Genomic DNA, 20,040 nt, shown 5'->3' on the forward strand with positions numbered 1-20,040 from the left:
ATGATCTTTGAGCGATAGCACACACATAAAAATAGGCCTTTACTCAAAAGCAAAGGCCTTTTATCTTAGGATAAGCAATTATTTTTGAGGAATTCGAAAGACTAGACCCCCGTCAAAACCAAACTGATACATGCTGGAATAGGTATTCAATCCTCCTCCAACTCCCCCTGTTCCAAAATAAAGTCCACCACCTATCGCTTGGGTAGCCGAAAAAAGGGAGGCCTGAATTCTGAAAGCTATATTTTCCGCAAGCCAAAAATTAGATCCGCCTCTGATTTGCCATGAAAATTTGGTAGAGCTATTCGAGTTGCCATTGTCTGGGTTGTCCACTCCAAAAATCCCAAGGCCGATACCTGCTCCTGCAAACGGTTCTACAGTTTCGCTTATTGGAAAATAGCGTGTGCCATTGACCATCACCCAATTAATGGCTAAATCAAAATTGGTAGACTGAAGCTCTCCATTTAAAAAGCCTCCATCCTGATAAATGGTAGGGGCATTGGTGTCTTGCCGCAGGTATTGAAGTTCGATCGCTCCCTTCTGGGGGATGTGGTATTCCAATCCCAGTCCCCACCTGAATGAGTCTTGGATAGTCCCGTCAAAAAAGGAGGAATTGGAAAAATAGGAGTCAACCCGGTCCTTGAAGGCATAACCTGCATAAGTATTCACTCGAATTTCTTGGGCAGATACCCAGTTTACGGTGAATAGTAGGAGAGCGAGAATTGTAATTTTTTTCATAGTTGAGTTTTCTGTTTTTTCACTTTTCAATCTTTTCTTTCCAAAGTAATTTGTTAAACGCAATGCCAAAGGTCCAGGCATTGTAAATATCTTGTTTATTTTCATAAGCTAAGTTTAGTGCAATCTCAAACTGCTCGGTGATTTCAAAGGAGTATTCAGTGCCAATTCTGAAAAAGCTGAGGTTTTCCGATTTCTCAAACTCGTATCCGGGTCCAGCATAGAAAGACCAATGCTTTTTGGCATGATAATGAAGTACAAAAGCCCCTGAAAAAGGATAGCTTCTCTCCAAGAAAGCTCCTTCTCTTTCTACCTCGAAGGATTGGACCTTCATATCCGCCTGGAAGGCTACGGACCATTTCGGATGAAAATAATAATCCACATCTAATCCCCATGCTGGAATAACTGCTACTCGCTTTTCGCCTTCAAATGCATTGGGTACATGGGAGTTGGCCATCATAATGGCAGCCCGAATTTTTGGAACATGGGATCCTTCTTCCTCTGATTCATTTTCCTGAGCAAAGCCAACCAAGCCAAAAAGGCTTAGTCCAAAGATCAGGAAGGTAGCTTTCCAGGACATATCATTCTGGATAAATTGTTTTCCAGTCTTTGGCCATATCCACTACTAGCCAACCAAGTCTGGCTGCATCATCCAGTCCTTTATCAAGTCGCCCTACATGTGACTCTCTGTCATAGGCATATTCCCGAATGGAGTCGGTATGGTGGATATAGATTCCAAGGCTCGGGCCAGATCCTTGAGTAGTGTATTCTATCATCTGGTAATCTCCGTCAGAGTTGCCTCCAGCGATAATAGGCTTCATTCCGAGATGCTGGTGGATACCTACGGGCTTTCCTTCCTTGTCATCAATGAAATTCAGTTCGGGGATTTTAATAATCTCCATCTTCCCATTTTGCTCTTCGTATTTGGCCTTCAAAGATGAGCCAACCACCTGATAGGGAGGTATGCCGTAGGCTTCCTCTGCCCACACACGCAAAAAATCAATTCCACCGCCAGATACGATAAAGGTTTTATAACCATTGGCTCTGAGTAGCTCCAAGAGCTCTACCATGGGCTGGTAAATCATCTGATTATAAGGTTTACCTGTCTGAGGATGACGTGATTCTTGAAGCCAAGTTCTGACACTTTGAGCAAATTCTTCGGCAGTCATATCTGAGTGAGAGACCATGACCAATTCTAAAATAGCTTGAGTCCCTCCGTCTAATGCGGCCTTTAGGTCATCTTGGAGAATTGCTTGAATCGATTCAATTTCCGACCATTCAGGGTGATCCGAAGCATTCTTTTTGATAAAGTCTATTGCATAGAAAAGTTGGAAGTACATGGGCTGCTCTGCCCAAAGGGTACCGTCATTGTCAAAAACCGCAATTCTGTCTTTTTCTGGAATGAAGTCTGGGCTGTTGGGATCAGTTGTGTTTTTGATAAAGTCTTCAATGGCCTTTTTCGAAACGCCCTCATTCCAAGACTCCAAAAATGGTTCAGCTTTGGTTAATGAGGATTGGTTGTTTTGAGGAGTCTGACTGCATGCAAAAGCCAAAAAAGAAATAAGGAAGACTAATAGGTACTTTTTCATAATTAAAACAGAAAAAAAGCCATGCAACCTAAATTGCATGGCTTCGAGAGATTATTGAACATTGCCCTTGACCATGCCTTCAATTTGTTTTTCAACCTTTGAAAGGCTCCAGTCTCCGGCAGTTTGGCTAGGAGGGTAGTCCTTGAAAGTTGATAAGAAGTTAAATGCATAACCTTGAATAGCCATCAGAATATAAGCTCTATCTATATACCAATCATAATAGGTATTGGAGCCATGAAGAGCCTTTTCAAATGGGTCTCTTCTTAGATTGGTCAAATAAGGTGCTCTCAATTCAACAAATGGTTCTAGCCATATTTGAAGTTTGTCTGCTCTGTTTTCCAAAAACATTGCTTTCCAATCTGTATATCGAAGTGCTGCAATAGATCCCGCATCATCTACATATACAAATCCTTTTCTAGGTGACTCATCGACTTTTCCAGTTAAGTAATCCAATTGATTAACCCCATCAATGTAATTTTTGTAGGTTCTTCCTCCCATGGAAACGCCTTTCATGATTTTACTTTTTACATCAGGATCACCGGCGATTGCTGCGAAAGTTGGCAGCCAATCTTCATGCGCTACGATACCGTTTAGTGTAGTACCAGCAGGGAATTTTCCAGGCCATTTTATGAAAGTCGGAACACGGTAAGCACCTTCCCAGCTACTATTTTTCTCGCCATGGAATGGAGTAGTTGCTGCATCTGGCCAAGTGTTGTAGTGAGGACCGTTGTCAGTAGAATACATTACAACTGTATTATCTGCAATGCCTAACTCTTCCAATAATGCAAGAAGCTCACCTACGTGCATATCATGCTCTACCATTCCGTCACCATACTCATCCTGACCACTGATACCACGATGCTCTTCTTTTACATGAGTTCTAAAGTGCATTCGCGTAGCATTCCACCAAGTGAAAAATGGTTTCCCATCTGCAACTTGCTTTTTGATAAATTCTTTCGCTGCTGCAATAGTCTCATCATCGATGGTTTCCATTCGCTTTTTGGTCAAAGCGCCTGTATCTTCAATTTTTTGGCCACCTTTTCCATCAGCCCAGCTATGGATTACACCTCTTGGACCATAAACTTCTTTGAATGTTTTACCATTTGCTAAGACCAAATCCGCAGGATAATCAAAGTTTTCTGGCTCTTCCTCTGCATTTAGGTGATAAAGGTTTCCAAAGAATTCATCAAAACCATGCATGGTAGGAAGATGCTCATCACGGTCTCCTTGGTGGTTTTTACCAAATTGTCCAGTGGCATAGCCTAGGTTTTTCATGACAGTAGCCATGGTAATATCCGTCTTTTGCCATCCTTCTTTGGCTCCTGGCATACCTACTTTGGTCATACCAGTTCGCACCGGAACATTTCCACCAATGAATGCTGCGCGTCCAGCGGTACAGGACTGCTGCGCATAATAATCAGTAAAAGCCAAGCCTTCTTTTGCGATTCGATCAATGTTAGGAGTTTTGTAACCCATCATTCCCCGGTTATTGTGGCTGATATTCCAGGTGCCAATGTCATCACCCCAGATGACAAGAATGTTTGGTTTTTCTTGTGCAATACTGACAGCTGACAGTAAAAATGCGCAAACCAAAAAGCTGATTTTTTTCATAACATGCTGATTTTAAAATTATTTAATCCTTTAAAACTGCAGGAATGAATCGAATATTCAACTTGATAGGCGTGGATCGCTGTCAATAATGAGTAAAATTTGACAAAATTGAACGTTAAAGATCCCTAGTATGGATACGCTTACATTTCAACAAACCGGACCTCCACTTTTCTATCTCCATCTACGGAACCTTTGCTAATGCCTCAAACGATCATTCTGCCCACATCTGATCCGATCTTCGGAAATTTTAATCTCCTTAAAATAGGCTTTGAAAGCCTCAACTCGTTGTTCGGAAATTTTCAGATTGTAACTTACAGAACCTGTATTATCGGCAAATTCTATCTAGATTTTGGTTAGTATCTAAGACCTCTTTCAATTTTATTAGTTTGGTTTTTTCCGGCTCTGTCAATGCAGTTTCATATATGCGGTAGATAGAAGCTTGGTAGCACTGATATGGGACAAGGTTTTATACCGATTTACAAACTTTCTTACCTGCTTTTTGAAAGAAACCTATCTCAAAATGATATGCTTCATTTGCTATTAAAGGGTTATTTAGGAGAATATGATTATCTGTAATGAAGCCAATAGCCTAATTTTATTTGCTAAACTAGCCGGATGTTCGAGGTCAGTATAAATCGGTTATTTTCACAGAATTTTGGCTATTCAATTTCTTGCAGATATACATGACAGTGAAATTGATTCCTTTAAGTTGGTGAAATAGTCTTCAGATATTGGCTTGGTGTATCCCCCTTCATTTTTTTGAAGGAACTGATAAAGGTGGTTCTATTGGAAAATCCACACTTGGAAGCAATGCCATCCAAAGTGAGGCGCTCGTGCTCTCCCTGCTGAATCAGACGATCAAATTCCTCAATTCTAAATTGATTGATCCACTGATTGAAATTGGTGTCAAAACAAAAATTAATAGCAGGTGAAATTTTGTATACGGGCACATTTGAAATTCTACTCAGCTCATTGATCGAGAAACCTTGTGTCAAGTATAATTTTTCCTCCTTCATTAGCTCACTTAAGCTTTTACAGATTTCCCGATACCCTTCTATATCAACAGGCTCTACCGTTTGTATTTGAGATTTAACCTGTACTTCTTGGGGAATAGATACTGGGGAACTTTCCCAATAAAATCCATATAGTAGCCGAGGATTAAAAAGCAAAAATAAGGCTGATCCTGTAAGGGTAATTGCTAATGTAAACGCCTGCGTTCCTAAATCATAAAAATCGAATCCGCCTAAAAACCGGAAAAAAGGAGGAAAAATGGCAATACTTAAACTCAATGTGAAAAACCACAAAAAAACATAGATGTAGCGGTTGAGTTTGATTTTATGAATATTGAGTAAATCCCTATTGATCCAAAGCAAGCGGACAATTAAAATTATAAATCCTAGCAACCATAATTGTCTGAAATAAAAGTGAAACTGTTCTGGGAAAAGCAGACTCTCCGAAAAAAGGAAGTTAGCTTCACCTAATTGTTGTGCTTCGATTATTGCAGCCTTTTCTGAAGCAGATTTGAGATAATAAGGGAGATAATCAAAAAAGTAAACTAATGGAGGCAGGAATATCAACCAAGTAAACCCCTTCAATACAGGAAGTTGGTAGAGTGTTTTTTTCACAAAGAGGTACAAAAGGGGCGCACATAAATATGCACTGATATTTCCAGTTCTAGAAAGGTGGGGGAAGTCTACCATCCTTCCAGATAAATATAAATCGGAAACCAACAAGCAATGGAAAACGGACAATACAGAAAGCCCTAAAGTGAGATTTCCATTTTGTCGGGCCTTAGGAAATAATACTAGAATCATTCCCACCAAAACCCCTAAAACCATTCCTGTCCAAAGGAAAAAAACCATGCTTTAAAATGCCTTTATAGCAAGCAAATTAAACATTAAAGGGTAAAAATAAAATATTCAAAGTTGTCTGATTTTAATATTTTTTTTGAAATAATCAGTTATATGGTTTATTAATAGAACTTTACTTGGGGAATAGGAAGACTACCACTGCTCTCCAGCCCCAATCTGCTTTGCCTCCATTGGGCGCGGCAAGGTTGAGTCTTGGACCTACTGCAAATTGGACTTTTTGTGAGCCTAAGGAAGTTACGCCACTGAGGGTCGGATTTAGCCAGACCGTTGTTTGATTCGTTTTCCAGTTTTGAGTCCATTCCAGATTTCCCCCCAAACCAGCTCCAGATGCCCAGTTGTATACCAAAAATGGTTGGACAAACATCTGACTAACATCCGGCCGGTCTGCATTTCCCGCAACTGACCACAATTGATTTGCCAATGCACCGACTGTCCATCCATTAAATTGCTTCAAGGCCACTGCGGTAGGTCCCATTCCAAATTTCTTGGTAGTCAGGAAGTCATTGGTACCCACAGGAAGTAGCAAGGCTGGCCCAACTCCCCAAGTGAGTTTTTCAGAGTTTTTGGGAGAGAAAAAAGCGGACATGACAGCGTCTCCTAGTCCAGACTGTTTTTGTCCTTCCCCCGTGACATTGTATTGAGTAATGACAGGTAGAACGACTCTCGTGATCATATTGAGGTTTTTCCCGACTGAAATTGGCACTACAGGTTGGATGTTGAGCGTATTTCGGGACCCATTAAAAGCTCCTATCCCGTAATCAGTATTATTTTGTAGAGGGGCTGAAATCAGTGAAGCGATTGGATTTGCCAGTTTTTTGGCTAGTTCTGCAGCATCATCTTGGGCATGCAAAGTGAGAGCTGAAAAAAAGGAAGTAATGACCAAAAAACAGAGTTTCTTAAAATTGAGTACCATCTTATTAAAGGTTAAAGAATTATCATATACCTATTCAAGTTGCAATTTTTATATGAAATAGCAATAATTCATGCTCAAGGGATATTTTAAAATGACATCTAGGAATAATATTTCAGAAATCCGGAATCAAATATTGGTCAGTAATTCCTGACCAAAAACCTCTATAGACCTTGTCATTCTATTTCTGCAAACGGCTATTTTTTAATTGGCTTTTTTAAAATCGATCTTTAATCCAGTATTAGGCCTTTTCTCTTTTATAGAGCAATGGACAAAAGCCATGCGGAAATAATGAATTCCTAGGAGGATGATTGTTTAGTTTAGCTGTATTTTTTGCTAAGATTCCGTAAATCAAAACAGCATTCCTTTAAAATGACTAAATCTGAATATCAGAAGATTGGTAAGTTTAGCACTTGCACTTCCGATAGCGAATGTGCCTCAGGAATGTAGTTGTTGGTTGTCGACCTTAGACAGTCTGAAGATTCTTAGTTGTCCAAACTAAATAGTCTCAAATGGCCTGGCTATAAATTAAAGTAAATATGAAAAAAACGATCTTTTTATTGTTGGCTATTATTGGTAGCACGCTAAGCTCCAAAGCTCAGGATGTCTATCATGATTCCACAGCCTTGTTAATTCTCGACAAGGTGGGTGAATATTTCGGAGAGCTCAATTCCCTAAAATTCACTACCAAAACATCTGAGGATGTTGGCTTTCGCAATGATTTCTTCATCAAGGAATTTCGAACGGGTGAATTTATTCTTCAAGGATCCAACAAGCTTGCTGCTAAGGTGATTGCTCGGGGGAAACCCCAATTTTACTATTATAATGGAAGTCAGGTTGTTTATTATTCCCTAGAGGATAATTACTACGCTGCTTCCGAAGCACCATCGACCACACTAGATTTATTTGAAAGCCTTTATACTGATTTTGGTGTTCAATTGGTGGCGACTGATTTCCTTTATCCTGATTTTACAGCACATCTGACCGAGACCATGGATTACATTGAGTACCTCGGGGAGGCAGAAATAGAAGGACATAAAAGCTTTCATATAGGAGCGGCAAATAGTGAGATGACTTTTCAGATTTGGATCTCTCAAGAAATAGAATCAAGACCATTTAAAATACTGGCCACATTTCTAGCTGAGCCTTATGCACATCAGGTAGAGGTTACTTTTGATAATTGGGAAATCAATATGAACTATCCTGAATCTATTTTCGAGTTTCTTCCTCCTCCCAATTCAAAGCAAATTACTTGGACTAAAAAAGACTAGGCTATGAACAATTTTAAGACAATCATCAAGTATTCCTTCTTTCTTTCGCTAATGATTTTATTCTCCTTGCCAGAATTAAGTTATGCCCAGCGATTTGCGGGAAGAGGTGGAGGAGGAGCAAGACCGGCAGTTTCCAGACCTGCTTCTCGTCCTACAGCCAAACCTGCTTCACGTCCTGCCTCAAGACCAGCCGCTAGTCCTGTTAATCGAAGCAGTACCCGACCAGCCAATACCGATCGCAGTCGTCCCGCCAATCGCAGCAATTCTGATCGGGCTGGGGCAATCAATGGAGGGTCCAATCGAGTCACTAAATCCCCAAAAGTGGAGAATAAGGTCAGCTCCATCAACAATAATAAAAACAGCGGAAACCGAATCAATAATGTCAATACGGGCGATAGAGGCTCGAACAATCGGGTGAACGTTGACAAAAGCAGGGGTGACGTCAATATCAATATTGACAATAGCCGAAATACCATTGTAAGAAATAATCGAAATGTAGCTTATCGGCCACCCTATCGCCCCTATGTCCGTCCACCCTATGTTTGGGGAGGCTTTGGCTTTTCCTGGTATCGACCCTATTACTACCATCCATTCACGCCGTTTTACTGGGGACCGGCATGGCATCCATGGGGCTTTTTTGTAGCCACGCTTGCTGTGACTGCAATTGTGGTTAGTGTGGATAATCAAGATTATCACTACGACGAGGGTGTATTTTATGTAGAGGCTGACGATGGATATGTAGTCGTGGCGGCTCCTCAGGGAGCTACTGTCAAAGTAATCCCAAAGGAATCTGAGCAGGTAGAAGTCAGTCCAACTGTGAATAATTATTACTACGGAGGAACATTCTATGAACAAAAAGACGGGACCTATACGGTAGTTCCACCTCCTGCGGGTTCAGTAGTTTCCAATCTCCCGGAAGGTGCAGAGGAAGTGAAGGTAGGGGAGCAAACCTTTGTGAAGTTTGGAGATACTTACTACATGCCTGTGGAAGTAGATGGCAAAAACATGTATGAGATCGTGCAGGTAGAAGAAGAGTCCTGATATTTATTGAAAAATTTTGGGTTGAAGTGTGATTGAGTCTATGGTTTCGTTTTTGAAGATTTAGGCAAATACAATTTTGCTTCCTTTCCTAAGATCAATCGATCTAAGTGCCCCATTTTTTGTCGGTTCTCAGTGATCAGGTGGATATGCATAAAACTGTCATGATGGGTAAAAATAGTCTGATGCTCTGTGGAGAAAAAACCAATCAGTTCTGCATTTTGATTCGAAAGTTCATAATTGACCTGTCCTTGATGAGCCTCTTCAGGAGAACTTACTACGGTGCCTTCTGGTAAATTGACAATATGAATCGTTGCCTCATTTACCATTCCAATTACTTTGAAAAAGAAGGGCCTTTGGGATTCTTGGGTAATTTGATTCAAATAGTTTTCCAGTTGCCCAATGGACTGAATGCTGTCAGGGATTATTTGCTCATCCCAGTTGCTCACCTGGGAATAGCCAAAAAATGGCGAACCTATGTCAAAGGTCTCTTCCACTCGCATGGTAGAATCTGTCGCTACGGTTGACTTATAAGCTTTTCCATCGATGATCAAAACCTCTCCTCGTAAGTATTCTACAGGACCCAATCCATATAGATGCGATTTGTCTGATAAGGAGTCCAATCGGATTTTGGCCCCAAGTTCTCCCTTCCACATGACATTTTTCATCTGGCTTACAATGGTGATCTGATTTTCTTCCTTACTTGATTCAGGAGCCGAACACATGACCATCGAGATCAAAATGGAAAAAGAAAGAATTATACCTCTTAAACCTTTCATAAATCAAATATGGATCAATGATATTTCTTTTTGAGCCAAAAGGAAAGCTTCTTCATTTACTTTTGATTTTTATATTAGAAAAGACAAAAAGCATCTCCGAAGCGATTTGTAAGGAGCGCTCTTCATACTTTTCACTTTCCGAAGGCGTATCATCGAAGGCTTTGGGATCTTCATAGCGCACAGGAATCCGCTCCTCAGCATGGGGGATATAGGGGCAGTTTTCATCTGCATGTGCACAAGTCATCACCGCTGCGAAGGAATTGTCTGGGGAAACAGCTTCACTAAAAGTTTTTGAAAAGGCCTCTATAGCGTCCCGCTGATCTGAATAGGTAATGGAATAAAATGGATTGCTGCCATTTTCTTTTGAAGAAATCTTAAAACCCTGACGGGAAAGCGCGTCCACCGCACGTGGGTTGAATGCAGTAACTTCCGTACCGCCCGAAACGCAGTTTGCTGGTATTCCAGCAAGCTCTGAAGCAACTTTTGCCCAGATTTGGGAAAACTGACTGCGTCTTGAATTGTGAGTGCAGATAAAGTTGAGATGAAACGGTTCTCCCAGATATCGTTTCACTTTTATGTATCGAATCAATAGCTGAAGGACAGCTTTTCTTTCTTCGGATATGGGCAATTTTAAAGCTTTCCGTACTGTATTTGCCAGTTCTGGATAGAGTTCAATCTTCTGTAATTCCATAACCTAAGGATTAGCAGCAGCCCGAACCAGGGGCACAACCGGAGCTTTGGAGCTGAGAAAGTCGAATTTTTGGTTTTTCAGCAGGAATCCCGCAATTGTCTTTTGCTAAACAATCGGTCATTTTGGTAGTCAAAAGAAAATTATTGCCATCATAATCCAAGCCGTATTTTCCGATGGTTTCTCCTTGATACTCGACTTCGATTTCCAAGTCGGGAATGCCTAGCACCCGCTCTGAGAGCTCGATAATGCTCACCAGTTTCTCAGGATGGAGTTGGTGATCGTGGTCATCTGCATTCCAGAGCTGGAAGTTTACTTTTTGTTCTTTTCTGACAGTCCCTCCGCAGTCGATAAAATGCTTGTCTACCAGCCCAATTTCGGTTACGTGGAAGTGACTTGGAACTAAAGTACCATTCGGAAGTTGAAAGGCGATCGATGATGATGTTGAAAGGATGGATTTCGCTTCGGATAGTAGCATATTGGGTACTTTGATTAAAGTGAATCGAATTTTTAACAAGTGGGCTCGCAGCAGTCGGAGTAGCTTTCGAAGAAATCTTGGAAAAGGGATTTCAAGGCGGACCATTTCTCTGGATGAATGCAGTAATTGACTCGAGTACCTTCAATGCTTCCCTGAATTAGCCCCGCTTCTTTGAGCTCTCTCAAATGCTGAGAGATTGTTGCTTGGGCCAATCCGATTTCCAAAACCAAGTCCCCATTGATGCAGGATTTGCTTTTGATCAGATGCTGAAGGATGGCAATTCTCGCCGGATGGGCGATTGCCTTGGCCAGATGAGCAATTTGATTCTGCTCTTCAGTAAAGAGATGTGTCTGTGTAACTCCCATTTGAATATTTATTCATTGCAATATTACGATAAATAAGGATAATCCTAATAGGATGGCTTGAAGATTTTTTTCTATCCGTGCCAGCACGGATACAAATTCAGGGTCTATTGGGATGTTGAGGAGGATCAAAAAAGTCCAACTTTAGAAATCCTAAACAATAAAAAATTATTAATCATGAAAAGCTTACTACTCATTTTTCTCCTGCTCTTTGTGGAGACAGTTCCCGGCACCATTCTCGATGAAAAAGACCTGAAAGTCACCAGTTATAATAAAAAGAAGCAGCACCAGAAATCGCCCAAAAAAGTATTTATAAGGAGCTACAAAGCACTTTTTGAGGTTTTTGAAGAGGCTTCGGCAAAGACTTCTGGCTCTAAAAAGGAACGTGCAAACCGGACCACTTTTACCTCTGGAACTTCTACCCGTATGGGAGTTCAGATATCCGGAGTGGATGTAGCAGATTTTCAAAAGATCATTGATCAATCGTATCAGGATTTTGTCAATCAACTGACTAGTCAGGGATTTGAGATCATGACAGCAGATGAGGCCAGCCAAAGTGAGTATTTCGAAGGTTGGACCCTTATGAAAGGTGGGGCTTCTTCGGATGATCAGGCAGCAGGATTTGTAATGGTTACCCCTACTGGATTTGACTATCTAGTTAAAGGTGTCGCTAAAAGCGGGCGTGAAAAAGGTACTTTCTTGGACATGGGACCAAAAATTTCAAAAGAGCTTGGCGATGTCTATGTGGCTGATGTCAATTTTATCTTTCCTTTTGTCACCTTGGATGCGGATGCCTCTATGTGGACGAATACTTCCTCCGTCAAGGCGAAAATCGGGTATCGAATCGAGCCGATTATGAACACTTCACAGGAAAATCAGCAGACTTCATTGACTGGTTTTGCCAAAGGCTTTGGGTCTATGGGATCTTCTGAAGTAATCAGTTCCCAAGTACGCTTTCTCTCTGGAAATGATATTGGTAATAACCCATTCTTCGACGCTAAAGTGGAGTTGAAAAAGGCTGTTTATTTCGAGGATGTTTTTGAAGACAAAAAAATCAAGGAAGTGACTCAGGCACAATCTGATATGTTTTCTAAAACGGGATATAGTCAGCTAGTGATGGTATCGGGTGATCAAAGTACAGTTGCTTCCCATTTTGCAGAATGTGACACTGAGCGCTACGTGAGTTCTGCTTCAGGCGCGATGAAAGATATGATTGATGCGGGGATTTCGAATTTTGTGGAAATGACAAAAGATTAAGCCATTCCTCCCACCAAATTATTTTCCAAGGCAAATTTCAAAAGACCAACCAGCGTGTTGGTCTTTGTTTTTTGGTAGATATTTTTTCGGTGGGTTTCCACCGTTCGCTCAGATATGAAAAGTTTTTCGCCGATTTCCTTATTGGAAAACTCATCAAAAATCAATGTTAAGACCTCCTTTTCCCGATCTGTAAGAATCCGCTCGTCTTCCGGAAACCGCATTCGCTTAATAAGAATTTTCTGAATCTCAGCACTGAAAAACATTCCGCCATCGGCTACTTCCCTCAAGGCTTTTAATAGTTCTTCATGCGCCGCTTTTTTCAGGACATAGCCTTCTGCCCCTGTAGCTAATGCTTCCTTGACTCGATAGGGCTCTTCATGCATACTGAGAAAAATCAATTTGGTGCCTGGGGATTTTGATTTCACTTTTTTGGCCAAGGCAATCCCACCAATTTCAGGGATAGAAATATCGGATATTATCAGGTCAGGGATCTCGTTATTGATCCGTTCCAAAGCTTCCTCTACGGTAAAGGCAGTATCAACTTGACTTATTTCCGGCTGACTTTCGATCAAAAACTTCAAACCGTCCAGTAAAATTCGATGATCATCAACGAGGAGAATTTTCATTCAAGAATAGGGTTTAATTGGCACGGTGAACATACGGAAAGGTAACCAAAAGCTCCGTTCCTTGCTGCCCTTCTTGCGTGAAAAGCTCTAATTTTCCATTGAGCAACTCAGCACGGGTGGTGATATTTTTCCAGCCATTTCGCTTGCTGTTCTGAAAAACATTTGGATCAAAGCCCTTTCCATCATCCAGAATCTGGAGCTTGGCGATTCCTTGATTTTGTGACAGAATAAGCAAAATATGACTAGCCTTGGCGTATTTGAGTACATTGTTGATCCACTCCTGACAGATTCGGAAAAGGTTGATCTCGACCAATTCATCCATGCGGTCCGGTAGGTCTTGGGACTCGATTTCCAGTTTTACTTTTTCTCCGGCATTGATGCGGTGAGCGAGGTCCTTCAGGGCCGAAATTAACCCAAATCGGATCAAGGTAGCAGGCATCAGATCATAGACCACATTACTGATTTCCTTGGACATTTCATCCAAAACAGAATCTGTACGGCTGACAAGTTCGGTTTTTAGCTCCTCTTTGGCTTGATTGTTTTTGAGCTGGGATACATACATCCTAAGTGCTGAAATGTACTGCCCAAATCCATCATGAAGGTCTTGAGCCATGCGTCTTCGCTCCTGCTCTTGGGATTCTAGAGAAGCTTGGATAAAGGCTTCCTTGACTTTCAGCTCCCGATCTTTCACAAGCAGCTCTTGCTTTCGCCTATTTCGATTTTGATAAAAAATAAATATTGCGATTAGAAGTACCAACAATAGTCCTAAGGCTGCAAATGCAAAGTAGTTTCGCTGTAGCGTCGCATTTTTTTCCTGAAGTTCTGCATTTTGTAAAGCGATTTGGCTTTCCTTTTTTTCCAAATCATACTGTACCTGTAAGTCTGTCAGTAATTGTGCATTTTCTTCGTTAAAAACTTGACGATTAAGCTCCTGATATTCTTCTAAGTAAGCATTTCCTTTCTCAAAGTCTCCTTTTCTAAAATAGATCTTTGCTAAGGCATTTTTCAGGGTCAAGGAATAATTAACCAGCTCCGGGTTTTCATCCAATACCTTAAGGCCTCGGTTGGCAAATTTCAGTGCCTTATCTGTTTGTCCCAAATCAATATGCCCTGCGGCTGCATTGCTTACGATGCTGAGTTCCATTTTGGGGTCGGGAGTAAAGCCGTCCGAGTCATCCAAGGCGATATTTAGCATCAGTAGTCCCTTTTCATAGTTTTTTTGACCTATGTAAAGAGCTCCCAGATTGTCATGCACTCGGTGAAATAGGACCTTGTTACCAGCGGTTTTGGCATTTTCGATGGCTTGTCGATAGTATTTTTCGGCCCGCTGCTCTTCTCCCATAAGCCTGTAGCAAATACCTAGATTTGCAGATGAAATTGCAATTCCGTTGGGATCCTTCAATCGCTCCCGGATTTCTAAAGCTTCTAAATGATACTTGATAGCTTGGTCGTAAAGTTCTAGCTCCTGATTGGCAAGCCCAAGATTTGAAATACTGCTGACAAAATTAGCTTCAAGGGCATTGGGATCACTACGGCCGATTTCCAGTGATTTGGAAAAGTAATCAATGGCTGCTTTGTAGTCCGAAGAGTTGAGTCGATTCATTCCCAGATTATTGAATGACCGCTGTTCCAAAGCTTTCCAGCCTTGTTTTTGGCTTTCTTCGAGTATTTGGGAAAAAATAATCAACGAACTGTCTGTTTGCTGATGAACATCGTAGTAGATACCGAGATTTTGAAGGATTTCAAAGTAAATGCGGGATTTGCCGACTTCCTTTTCGGCAGTTTTCAGGACTTCTTGAATCTTGGATTTGGCTTCTTCTCCATCACTGAAAATCATGGAAAAGGTACGCTGCTGAATGGCTCGATAGCGAATAGAATCAGGGAGATTCTGATTTTGAAAAACTTGTTCTAAGCTGTCAGCACTTGATTGCTGCTTGCCTAAAGCCAGAGATGTGACTACCAAAAAAATGAAGATGAAAGAAATGCTGTGGAGTTTTTTCAAGGCAGGTAATTTAAGCTCACAAAGTAACTCCACTGATTATTTAATCAAATTTTTTTATCGAAATGGTTCATTTTTTTCTACAAATAATCATGTCGTAGAATCTCATAGAAATTAGTGTAGAACCTTCGTTTCTGTGAATTGTAAGACGAAAGCTTTCCCCTCCAAATCATAAAAATACCCACTGGTACGGATATCAAATACCCAGATTCTAGGATTTACTACTCCTTACTTTAAATCCAACTTGCAAATAAAAATCCACTATGAAACTAAGATCTTTACTACTTGGCCTATTGGCCTTCATTTTTTTTGCATGTCCGGATAAGGATGATGAGATTCCTCAGGGTTCTCTGAATGTAGAAGCTACCATCGATGGGGAAGCTTGGAGAGGTGCCGGTAATAGTCGAATCACCAACGTGGCAGGATTCACTGTTTTGGCTATCGGAGCCGGGGCGACTGATCGCTCTAATTTGGCTTTTACACTAGATGCGGAGCGAACGGGAAATTTTGATTTGACAGGAACAGCACTTTGGACTACAGCTAATCAAGTTGTACATAGTGCGACCTCGGGCACCCTGACGATCACAAGTATCGATGGAGACAAAGTATCGGGGACTTTTTCTTTCAAGGCGAGTCCGATGACAGGAAGTGGCCCAGAGGTCAATATTACCAACGGGAAGTTTACGGATATAAATATTATGCGCTGATCAATTTTTTTAGCGAAGGTGAAATTCACAAAATCCAGACCCAATTGAGTTTACTGGACGACTTTTTAGCTTTTGTTTGGGACTTTTTTGATAAAGGGGAGGCAAGGGTGTGCCTCCCTTTTTTTAGATCAGGTTCTCTTTTTCTAGTTTCAGTTTGATCTGTTCATGTTGCTCCCAGAACCTAGTCTCAATTTTCTGCATTGCACTCTGGAATCTCGGTTGATTTTTTATCGGTTCAAATACCGGTTCATCTTTCAGATACAAAAACCAAAATTGATTATTCTCCTCGTTGGCAAAGGCTTCCACATAGTCCAATGCTTTTTCCCAATCCTCTTCTATCGCATACTTGGTGGCCAAAGCTATATTGCGGTAGATGGATTGATCTGATTCAGCAAATTTTTTGTACTCTTCAAAAAGTCGATCGGCCTCCTTCACTTTTCCATTCTGTTCGTAGACTAGTGAGATTTTTGAATTTTCTAATTCATAAATAGAAAGACCATTGGTCTCTCGAGCTTCCACAAAAATGGTGTAATAGAAATCCGCACTGTCGTACTTCCTGTCTAGGTAGAAAAATTTTCCAATATCCTGAAGAATATCCAGTCGGCTTGGATCTCTTTCCCATAACTTAATCAAACGCTGACGCATCTTTTCATTGTCCTTTTCTTTGGCAAAGAGGATGTATGACCTCAGGTGCGGGGCATAATAATTTGTCGAATCATAAGCTAAAGATCGATCGATAAATTCCTTGGCTTTATCTACAAAACCTGCCGTAACCAGGGCATTCGCCAACTGAAGGTAGCTGTAACTTTGAGAAGTGGAGTCTCCACTTTCTACCTGAATCTGTACTGCCTTTAAGGCATATTCCAGATATTTTTCTGTGTCCGGCTCCAGCCTAAAATAGAAATCTGCCAGCATTTGTATAGCTAAAGCCGAATTTGGGTTGTATTCGAGTGCCTTTTCCAAATAAGGTCTTGCAAGGGCAAATTCTTCGCTTTGAATATAATAAAAGGCCTTGGCCGTCAGGCTTTCGGCCGATTTTGAATCGAATAAGAGTGCCTTGTCGGCGTAAGAATTGATTTTCTCGGTAAACTGCTTTTCGGAGCGAAACATCTCCAACAAGTAGTAGGAGATAGCAATATGTGCATAGGCCAAAGAAAACTCCGGGTCTTGCTCTATCGCCTTTTCGAAAAGTGTTATTCCTTTGTTCAGACCTTCGTCAGTCCGGGAATGGTAAGGCTCCAGAGCTTGAAGGTAATAGTCGTAAGCGAGAAGGTTATCCGTCGGTCGCTTTTCGATTTGTTCAAGTTCAGTCGGAGTGACGAATACCTTGATCGCATCTGTGATTTGGGTAGCAATTTCATTTTGAATAGAAAAAATGTCTGCCAATTGACGATTGTACTGCTCCGCCCAAACTTGCCGCTCTGTCTCTGCATCAATCAACTGGATGCTGAGTAAGACTTGCTCCTCGACCTTTTGCCCGCTGCCTGAAACAAAATAGCTTACCCCGAGCTCTGAGGCCATTTCAGGAATGCCTTTATTGGTGTTTCGATACTTTTCTACAGACGAGCGACTGATTACCCGGAGGTTTTTGATTTTCTGAAGATTGTTCAGGGTAGACTCCATCAGACCATTCACAAAGTAGAGATTGCTGGAGTCGGCACTTTCATTTTTAAACGGGAGTACCGCAATGGATTTCTCTTCCAGCGAAAACTGAGGCTCCGTTTTGGGCCAAAAGAAATAGCCGACTGCTATAACAAGTAGAACTGCCAAAAGTCCAAAAATCCAAGTTTTCGAAAGCCTATCTTGGTTCGGTTGTGCGATAGGATTATCTTCTTTTTGAGGTAGTTCTATTTTTTGTTTTCCCACTTCGCCGGGAGGAAAGCCATATTGTTCGCGAAAACACTTGATAAAATAAGACGCGCTGCCAAAACCTACCTGATACGACACTTCCGAAACAGTCATGTTTCCTTCTTTGATGAGATCCATGGCAATTTCCAAGCGAATTTTTCGGATAAAGAGGCTTGCCGAAAGGCCGGTCCCTGCCTGTATTTTTCTCAATAGGTTGGATCGGCTCATGTTCATCGCCTCTGCGAGTTCGGATACACCAAATTGCTCATCGGAAGCTTTTTCCACCACGATGGCAGTGGCCTGAGAAAGGAAATCTTCGCTATGTTTTTGATCTTCTGCCATGCTAAAAATTCATTTTCAAGGTAGAGAAATTTACTCAAAGTGACAGCTACTTTTTCCGAAGATTCTCCTGCGAATTCAATGCTTTTGCGTCATAGTTTATAGCCTTGCGTCATAAATTTTATCCTTGAGCGATACTTTATGCTTTTGGCATCCTGCCTTTTACACCCACCTCTGAGGCTTGCCCCAACTTTGTAGCAAACAAAATTCAAAAAGTATTCAATTAAAAAAACAACACTATGAAAACTTTAAAAAACAACTCGCTCAAATTCATTGCTAGCCTTTTACTAGCGGTAATCCTTTTGCCCGCATGTAGCAATGCGCAAGACAAGGCTGAAAAAACTCAGCAAATTGAAGCACCTCAGCTTGACATCCATACGGCAGTGATGACCAATAATCTAGAGGTAGTTAAACAACACATTGCTGCAGGTTCGGATATTAATGCTAAGGAATCTTTTAGCGGATCCACGCCACTCATTACAGCAATCACCTTTGACAAGCGGGAAATCGCTCAAAATCTCATAGACGCCGGAGCGGACTTGACCATCGCCAACAATGACGGAACGACCCCACTGCATGCTGCGGCCTTTTTTGGTCGGGTAGAAATCGTGGAGATGCTGCTTGATGCCGACGCGGACAAGTCACTCCAAAATAATTTTGGATTTACTCCTCGTCAGACGGTCATGGGACCATTTGCCGAAGTCAAGCCGATCTATGAAATGATGAAGCAGCAACTCGGGCCACTTGGTCTTGAATTGGACATGGAGCGACTAGAAAAGACTCGCCCCGTCATCGCGATGATGCTTCAGTAATTCCCAATATCAACTCATCAGATCATGACAACTCAAAGAAGATACGATATTGATTGGCTGCGGGTGATTGCCATCTTCCTGCTGCTGATCTACCATATCGCAATTGTATTCCAGCCTTGGGCTATGTTTCTCGGTTTTATCAAAAGCGAGGAGCTCATGACAGGGCTTTGGAAGCCAATGACTTTATTGAATGTTTGGCGGATTCCTTTTCTATTCTTCGTATCAGGAATGGGGGTTTACTTTGCCATTCGCAAGCGAAATTGGAAGGAACTCATAATGGAGCGGAGCAGGCGAATTCTGCTTCCCTTCCTATTTGGAGTGGTGGCGATTGTGCCTCTTCATTTTTTGATTTTCCAGGCTTATTATAATCTCCCGCTGGGTTACTCAGCACATCCTGCCCATCTGTGGTTTCTCGGAAATATTTTCGCCTATGTGCTGCTTTTAGCTCCGATCTTCTTTTATCTGAAAAAATCAGAAAATGGAGCTTTTAAGAAAAAGCTAGCAGTCTGGATGAGTAATCCCCTTGGCCCTTTGTCTCTTTCATTGCTTTTTGTTTTGGAGGTGATTTTGGTCAAGCCACAGGTCTTTGAAATGTATGCCTTGACTTGGCATGGATTCTTTATCGGGATTTTAGCTTTTTTCTGTGGTTTTCTGCTGGTCTACAGCGGAGAAGCTTTTTGGAAAACGGCCTTGAGATGGCGATGGGTATACCTTGGGCTCGCTCTGGGAATGTATTTGACGCGATGGTTTGCATTTGACTTGGTGGCGCCCGGCTATTTGATGGCTGTAGAGTCAGTTTCTTGGATCTTAGCAATTTTTGGTTTTGGGTACAGGTACCTCAATAGGCCGAGTGCTGTTTTGAGCTACCTGAGTCAGGCGGCGTATCCGGTTTATATCTTGCACATGGTGGCCTTGCATACAGCCGCCTGGGTGATTTTGCCCTTGAATTGGCCGATTTTCCTTAAATTTCTCGCCATTATAGGATTTACAGGTTTATTCTGTTTTGTCATTTTCGAATTCCTGATCCGACGGATACCTTTCATGAGACCGCTTTTCGGACTTTCTTGGGATTTCAAAACCTCCAAAATCAAGGCTGTTTCGGTTCTATCTCTCGATTGAAAAA

Annotated in this window: 19 protein-coding genes; 6 read left to right on the plus strand and 13 right to left on the minus strand. The window is 41.5% G+C overall.

Annotation, left to right across the window (positions count from 1 at the left end; translation table 11 throughout):
• Positions 1–78: 78 nt before the first annotated feature.
• The 6 genes from CDH51_RS13005 to CDH51_RS13030 all read right to left on the minus strand — a co-directional run bounded on the left by CDH51_RS13005 (position 79) and on the right by CDH51_RS13030 (position 6,716).
• A complete protein-coding gene (locus tag CDH51_RS13005; protein ID WP_100629438.1) occupies positions 79–735 on the minus strand; it encodes an outer membrane beta-barrel protein in 657 nt (218 codons plus the stop codon).
• 19 nt (positions 736–754) lie between these two features.
• The gene (locus CDH51_RS13010; RefSeq protein ID WP_100628960.1) at positions 755–1,312 is read right to left on the minus strand and encodes a hypothetical protein; all 558 of its coding nucleotides are present in this window, start codon (positions 1,310–1,312) and stop codon (positions 755–757) included.
• A gap of 1 nt (position 1,313) precedes the next feature.
• Positions 1,314–2,321 (minus strand): HAD family hydrolase, encoded by a 1,008-nt coding sequence (locus CDH51_RS13015; protein ID WP_100628961.1) that lies wholly within the window; start codon positions 2,319–2,321, stop codon positions 1,314–1,316.
• Positions 2,322–2,372: 51 nt separating this feature from the next.
• On the minus strand, positions 2,373–3,932 hold the full coding sequence (locus CDH51_RS13020) for an arylsulfatase (RefSeq protein WP_100628962.1): 1,560 nt from the start codon (positions 3,930–3,932) through the stop codon (positions 2,373–2,375).
• 704 nt (positions 3,933–4,636) lie between these two features.
• Positions 4,637–5,794 (minus strand): helix-turn-helix domain-containing protein, encoded by a 1,158-nt coding sequence (locus tag CDH51_RS13025; protein WP_100628964.1) that lies wholly within the window; start codon positions 5,792–5,794, stop codon positions 4,637–4,639.
• Between the two features lie 121 nt (positions 5,795–5,915).
• A complete protein-coding gene (locus CDH51_RS13030) occupies positions 5,916–6,716 on the minus strand; it encodes a hypothetical protein (protein ID WP_100628966.1) in 801 nt (266 codons plus the stop codon).
• Between the two features lie 536 nt (positions 6,717–7,252).
• On the opposite strand from CDH51_RS13030, the gene CDH51_RS13035 reads away from it, so the two are divergent.
• Both CDH51_RS13035 and CDH51_RS13040 read left to right on the plus strand, forming a co-directional pair.
• Positions 7,253–7,984, plus strand: a complete 732-nt coding sequence (locus CDH51_RS13035) for a DUF2092 domain-containing protein (RefSeq protein ID WP_100628967.1) — start codon at positions 7,253–7,255, stop codon at positions 7,982–7,984.
• A 3-nt stretch (positions 7,985–7,987) separates the two neighbouring features.
• Entirely contained in the window at positions 7,988–9,025 is a 1,038-nt protein-coding gene (locus CDH51_RS13040; protein WP_100628968.1) for a DUF6515 family protein, read from the plus strand.
• Between the two features lie 38 nt (positions 9,026–9,063).
• Here the strand turns inward: CDH51_RS13040 and CDH51_RS13045 are convergent, their stop codons facing one another.
• From CDH51_RS13045 to CDH51_RS13060, 4 genes are read right to left on the minus strand one after another with little or no spacing between them, the layout of a single operon-like run.
• Positions 9,064–9,801, minus strand: coding sequence for an acetolactate decarboxylase (locus CDH51_RS13045; protein ID WP_198514306.1), 738 nt, complete (start codon positions 9,799–9,801; stop codon positions 9,064–9,066).
• 52 nt (positions 9,802–9,853) lie between these two features.
• Positions 9,854–10,492, minus strand: coding sequence for a protein-tyrosine-phosphatase (locus CDH51_RS13050; RefSeq protein WP_232724812.1), 639 nt, complete (start codon positions 10,490–10,492; stop codon positions 9,854–9,856).
• A gap of 10 nt (positions 10,493–10,502) precedes the next feature.
• The gene (locus CDH51_RS13055) at positions 10,503–10,967 is read right to left on the minus strand and encodes a DUF6428 family protein (RefSeq protein WP_100629441.1); all 465 of its coding nucleotides are present in this window, start codon (positions 10,965–10,967) and stop codon (positions 10,503–10,505) included.
• A 32-nt stretch (positions 10,968–10,999) separates the two neighbouring features.
• The gene (locus tag CDH51_RS13060) at positions 11,000–11,332 is read right to left on the minus strand and encodes an ArsR/SmtB family transcription factor (protein WP_100628969.1); all 333 of its coding nucleotides are present in this window, start codon (positions 11,330–11,332) and stop codon (positions 11,000–11,002) included.
• A 174-nt stretch (positions 11,333–11,506) separates the two neighbouring features.
• On the opposite strand from CDH51_RS13060, the gene CDH51_RS13065 reads away from it, so the two are divergent.
• Positions 11,507–12,586 carry a hypothetical protein gene (locus CDH51_RS13065; protein WP_100628970.1) on the plus strand — a complete coding sequence of 360 codons (1,080 nt, stop codon included), beginning with the start codon at positions 11,507–11,509 and terminating at the stop codon, positions 12,584–12,586.
• Here the strand turns inward: CDH51_RS13065 and CDH51_RS13070 are convergent.
• Both CDH51_RS13070 and CDH51_RS13075 read right to left on the minus strand, forming a co-directional pair.
• The gene (locus CDH51_RS13070; RefSeq protein WP_232724813.1) at positions 12,583–13,212 is read right to left on the minus strand and encodes a response regulator; all 630 of its coding nucleotides are present in this window, start codon (positions 13,210–13,212) and stop codon (positions 12,583–12,585) included. The genes CDH51_RS13065 and CDH51_RS13070 overlap by 4 nt on opposite strands.
• 13 nt (positions 13,213–13,225) lie before the next feature.
• On the minus strand, positions 13,226–15,214 hold the full coding sequence (locus tag CDH51_RS13075) for a tetratricopeptide repeat-containing sensor histidine kinase (RefSeq protein ID WP_157807114.1): 1,989 nt from the start codon (positions 15,212–15,214) through the stop codon (positions 13,226–13,228).
• A gap of 260 nt (positions 15,215–15,474) precedes the next feature.
• Between CDH51_RS13075 and CDH51_RS13080 the strand changes: the two genes are divergently transcribed.
• Complete coding sequence (locus CDH51_RS13080; RefSeq protein WP_100628972.1) at positions 15,475–15,918, plus strand: DUF6252 family protein; 444 nt, start codon at positions 15,475–15,477, stop codon at positions 15,916–15,918.
• Positions 15,919–16,041: 123 nt separating this feature from the next.
• On the opposite strand, the gene CDH51_RS13085 is transcribed toward CDH51_RS13080, so the two are convergent.
• Positions 16,042–18,108: a helix-turn-helix domain-containing protein gene (locus tag CDH51_RS13085; protein ID WP_100628973.1), complete on the minus strand. Its 2,067-nt coding sequence runs from the start codon at positions 18,106–18,108 to the stop codon at positions 16,042–16,044.
• A gap of 236 nt (positions 18,109–18,344) precedes the next feature.
• On the opposite strand from CDH51_RS13085, the gene CDH51_RS13090 reads away from it, so the two are divergent.
• Positions 18,345–18,917, plus strand: a complete 573-nt coding sequence (locus tag CDH51_RS13090) for an ankyrin repeat domain-containing protein (protein WP_100628974.1) — start codon at positions 18,345–18,347, stop codon at positions 18,915–18,917.
• Positions 18,918–18,941: 24 nt separating this feature from the next.
• Positions 18,942–20,036 carry an acyltransferase family protein gene (locus CDH51_RS13095; RefSeq protein WP_100628975.1) on the plus strand — a complete coding sequence of 365 codons (1,095 nt, stop codon included), beginning with the start codon at positions 18,942–18,944 and terminating at the stop codon, positions 20,034–20,036.
• Positions 20,037–20,040: the final 4 nt, after the last annotated feature.

It is taken from the genome of Algoriphagus formosus (assembly GCF_002807035.1).
GTDB lineage: Bacteria > Bacteroidota > Bacteroidia > Cytophagales > Cyclobacteriaceae > Algoriphagus > Algoriphagus formosus.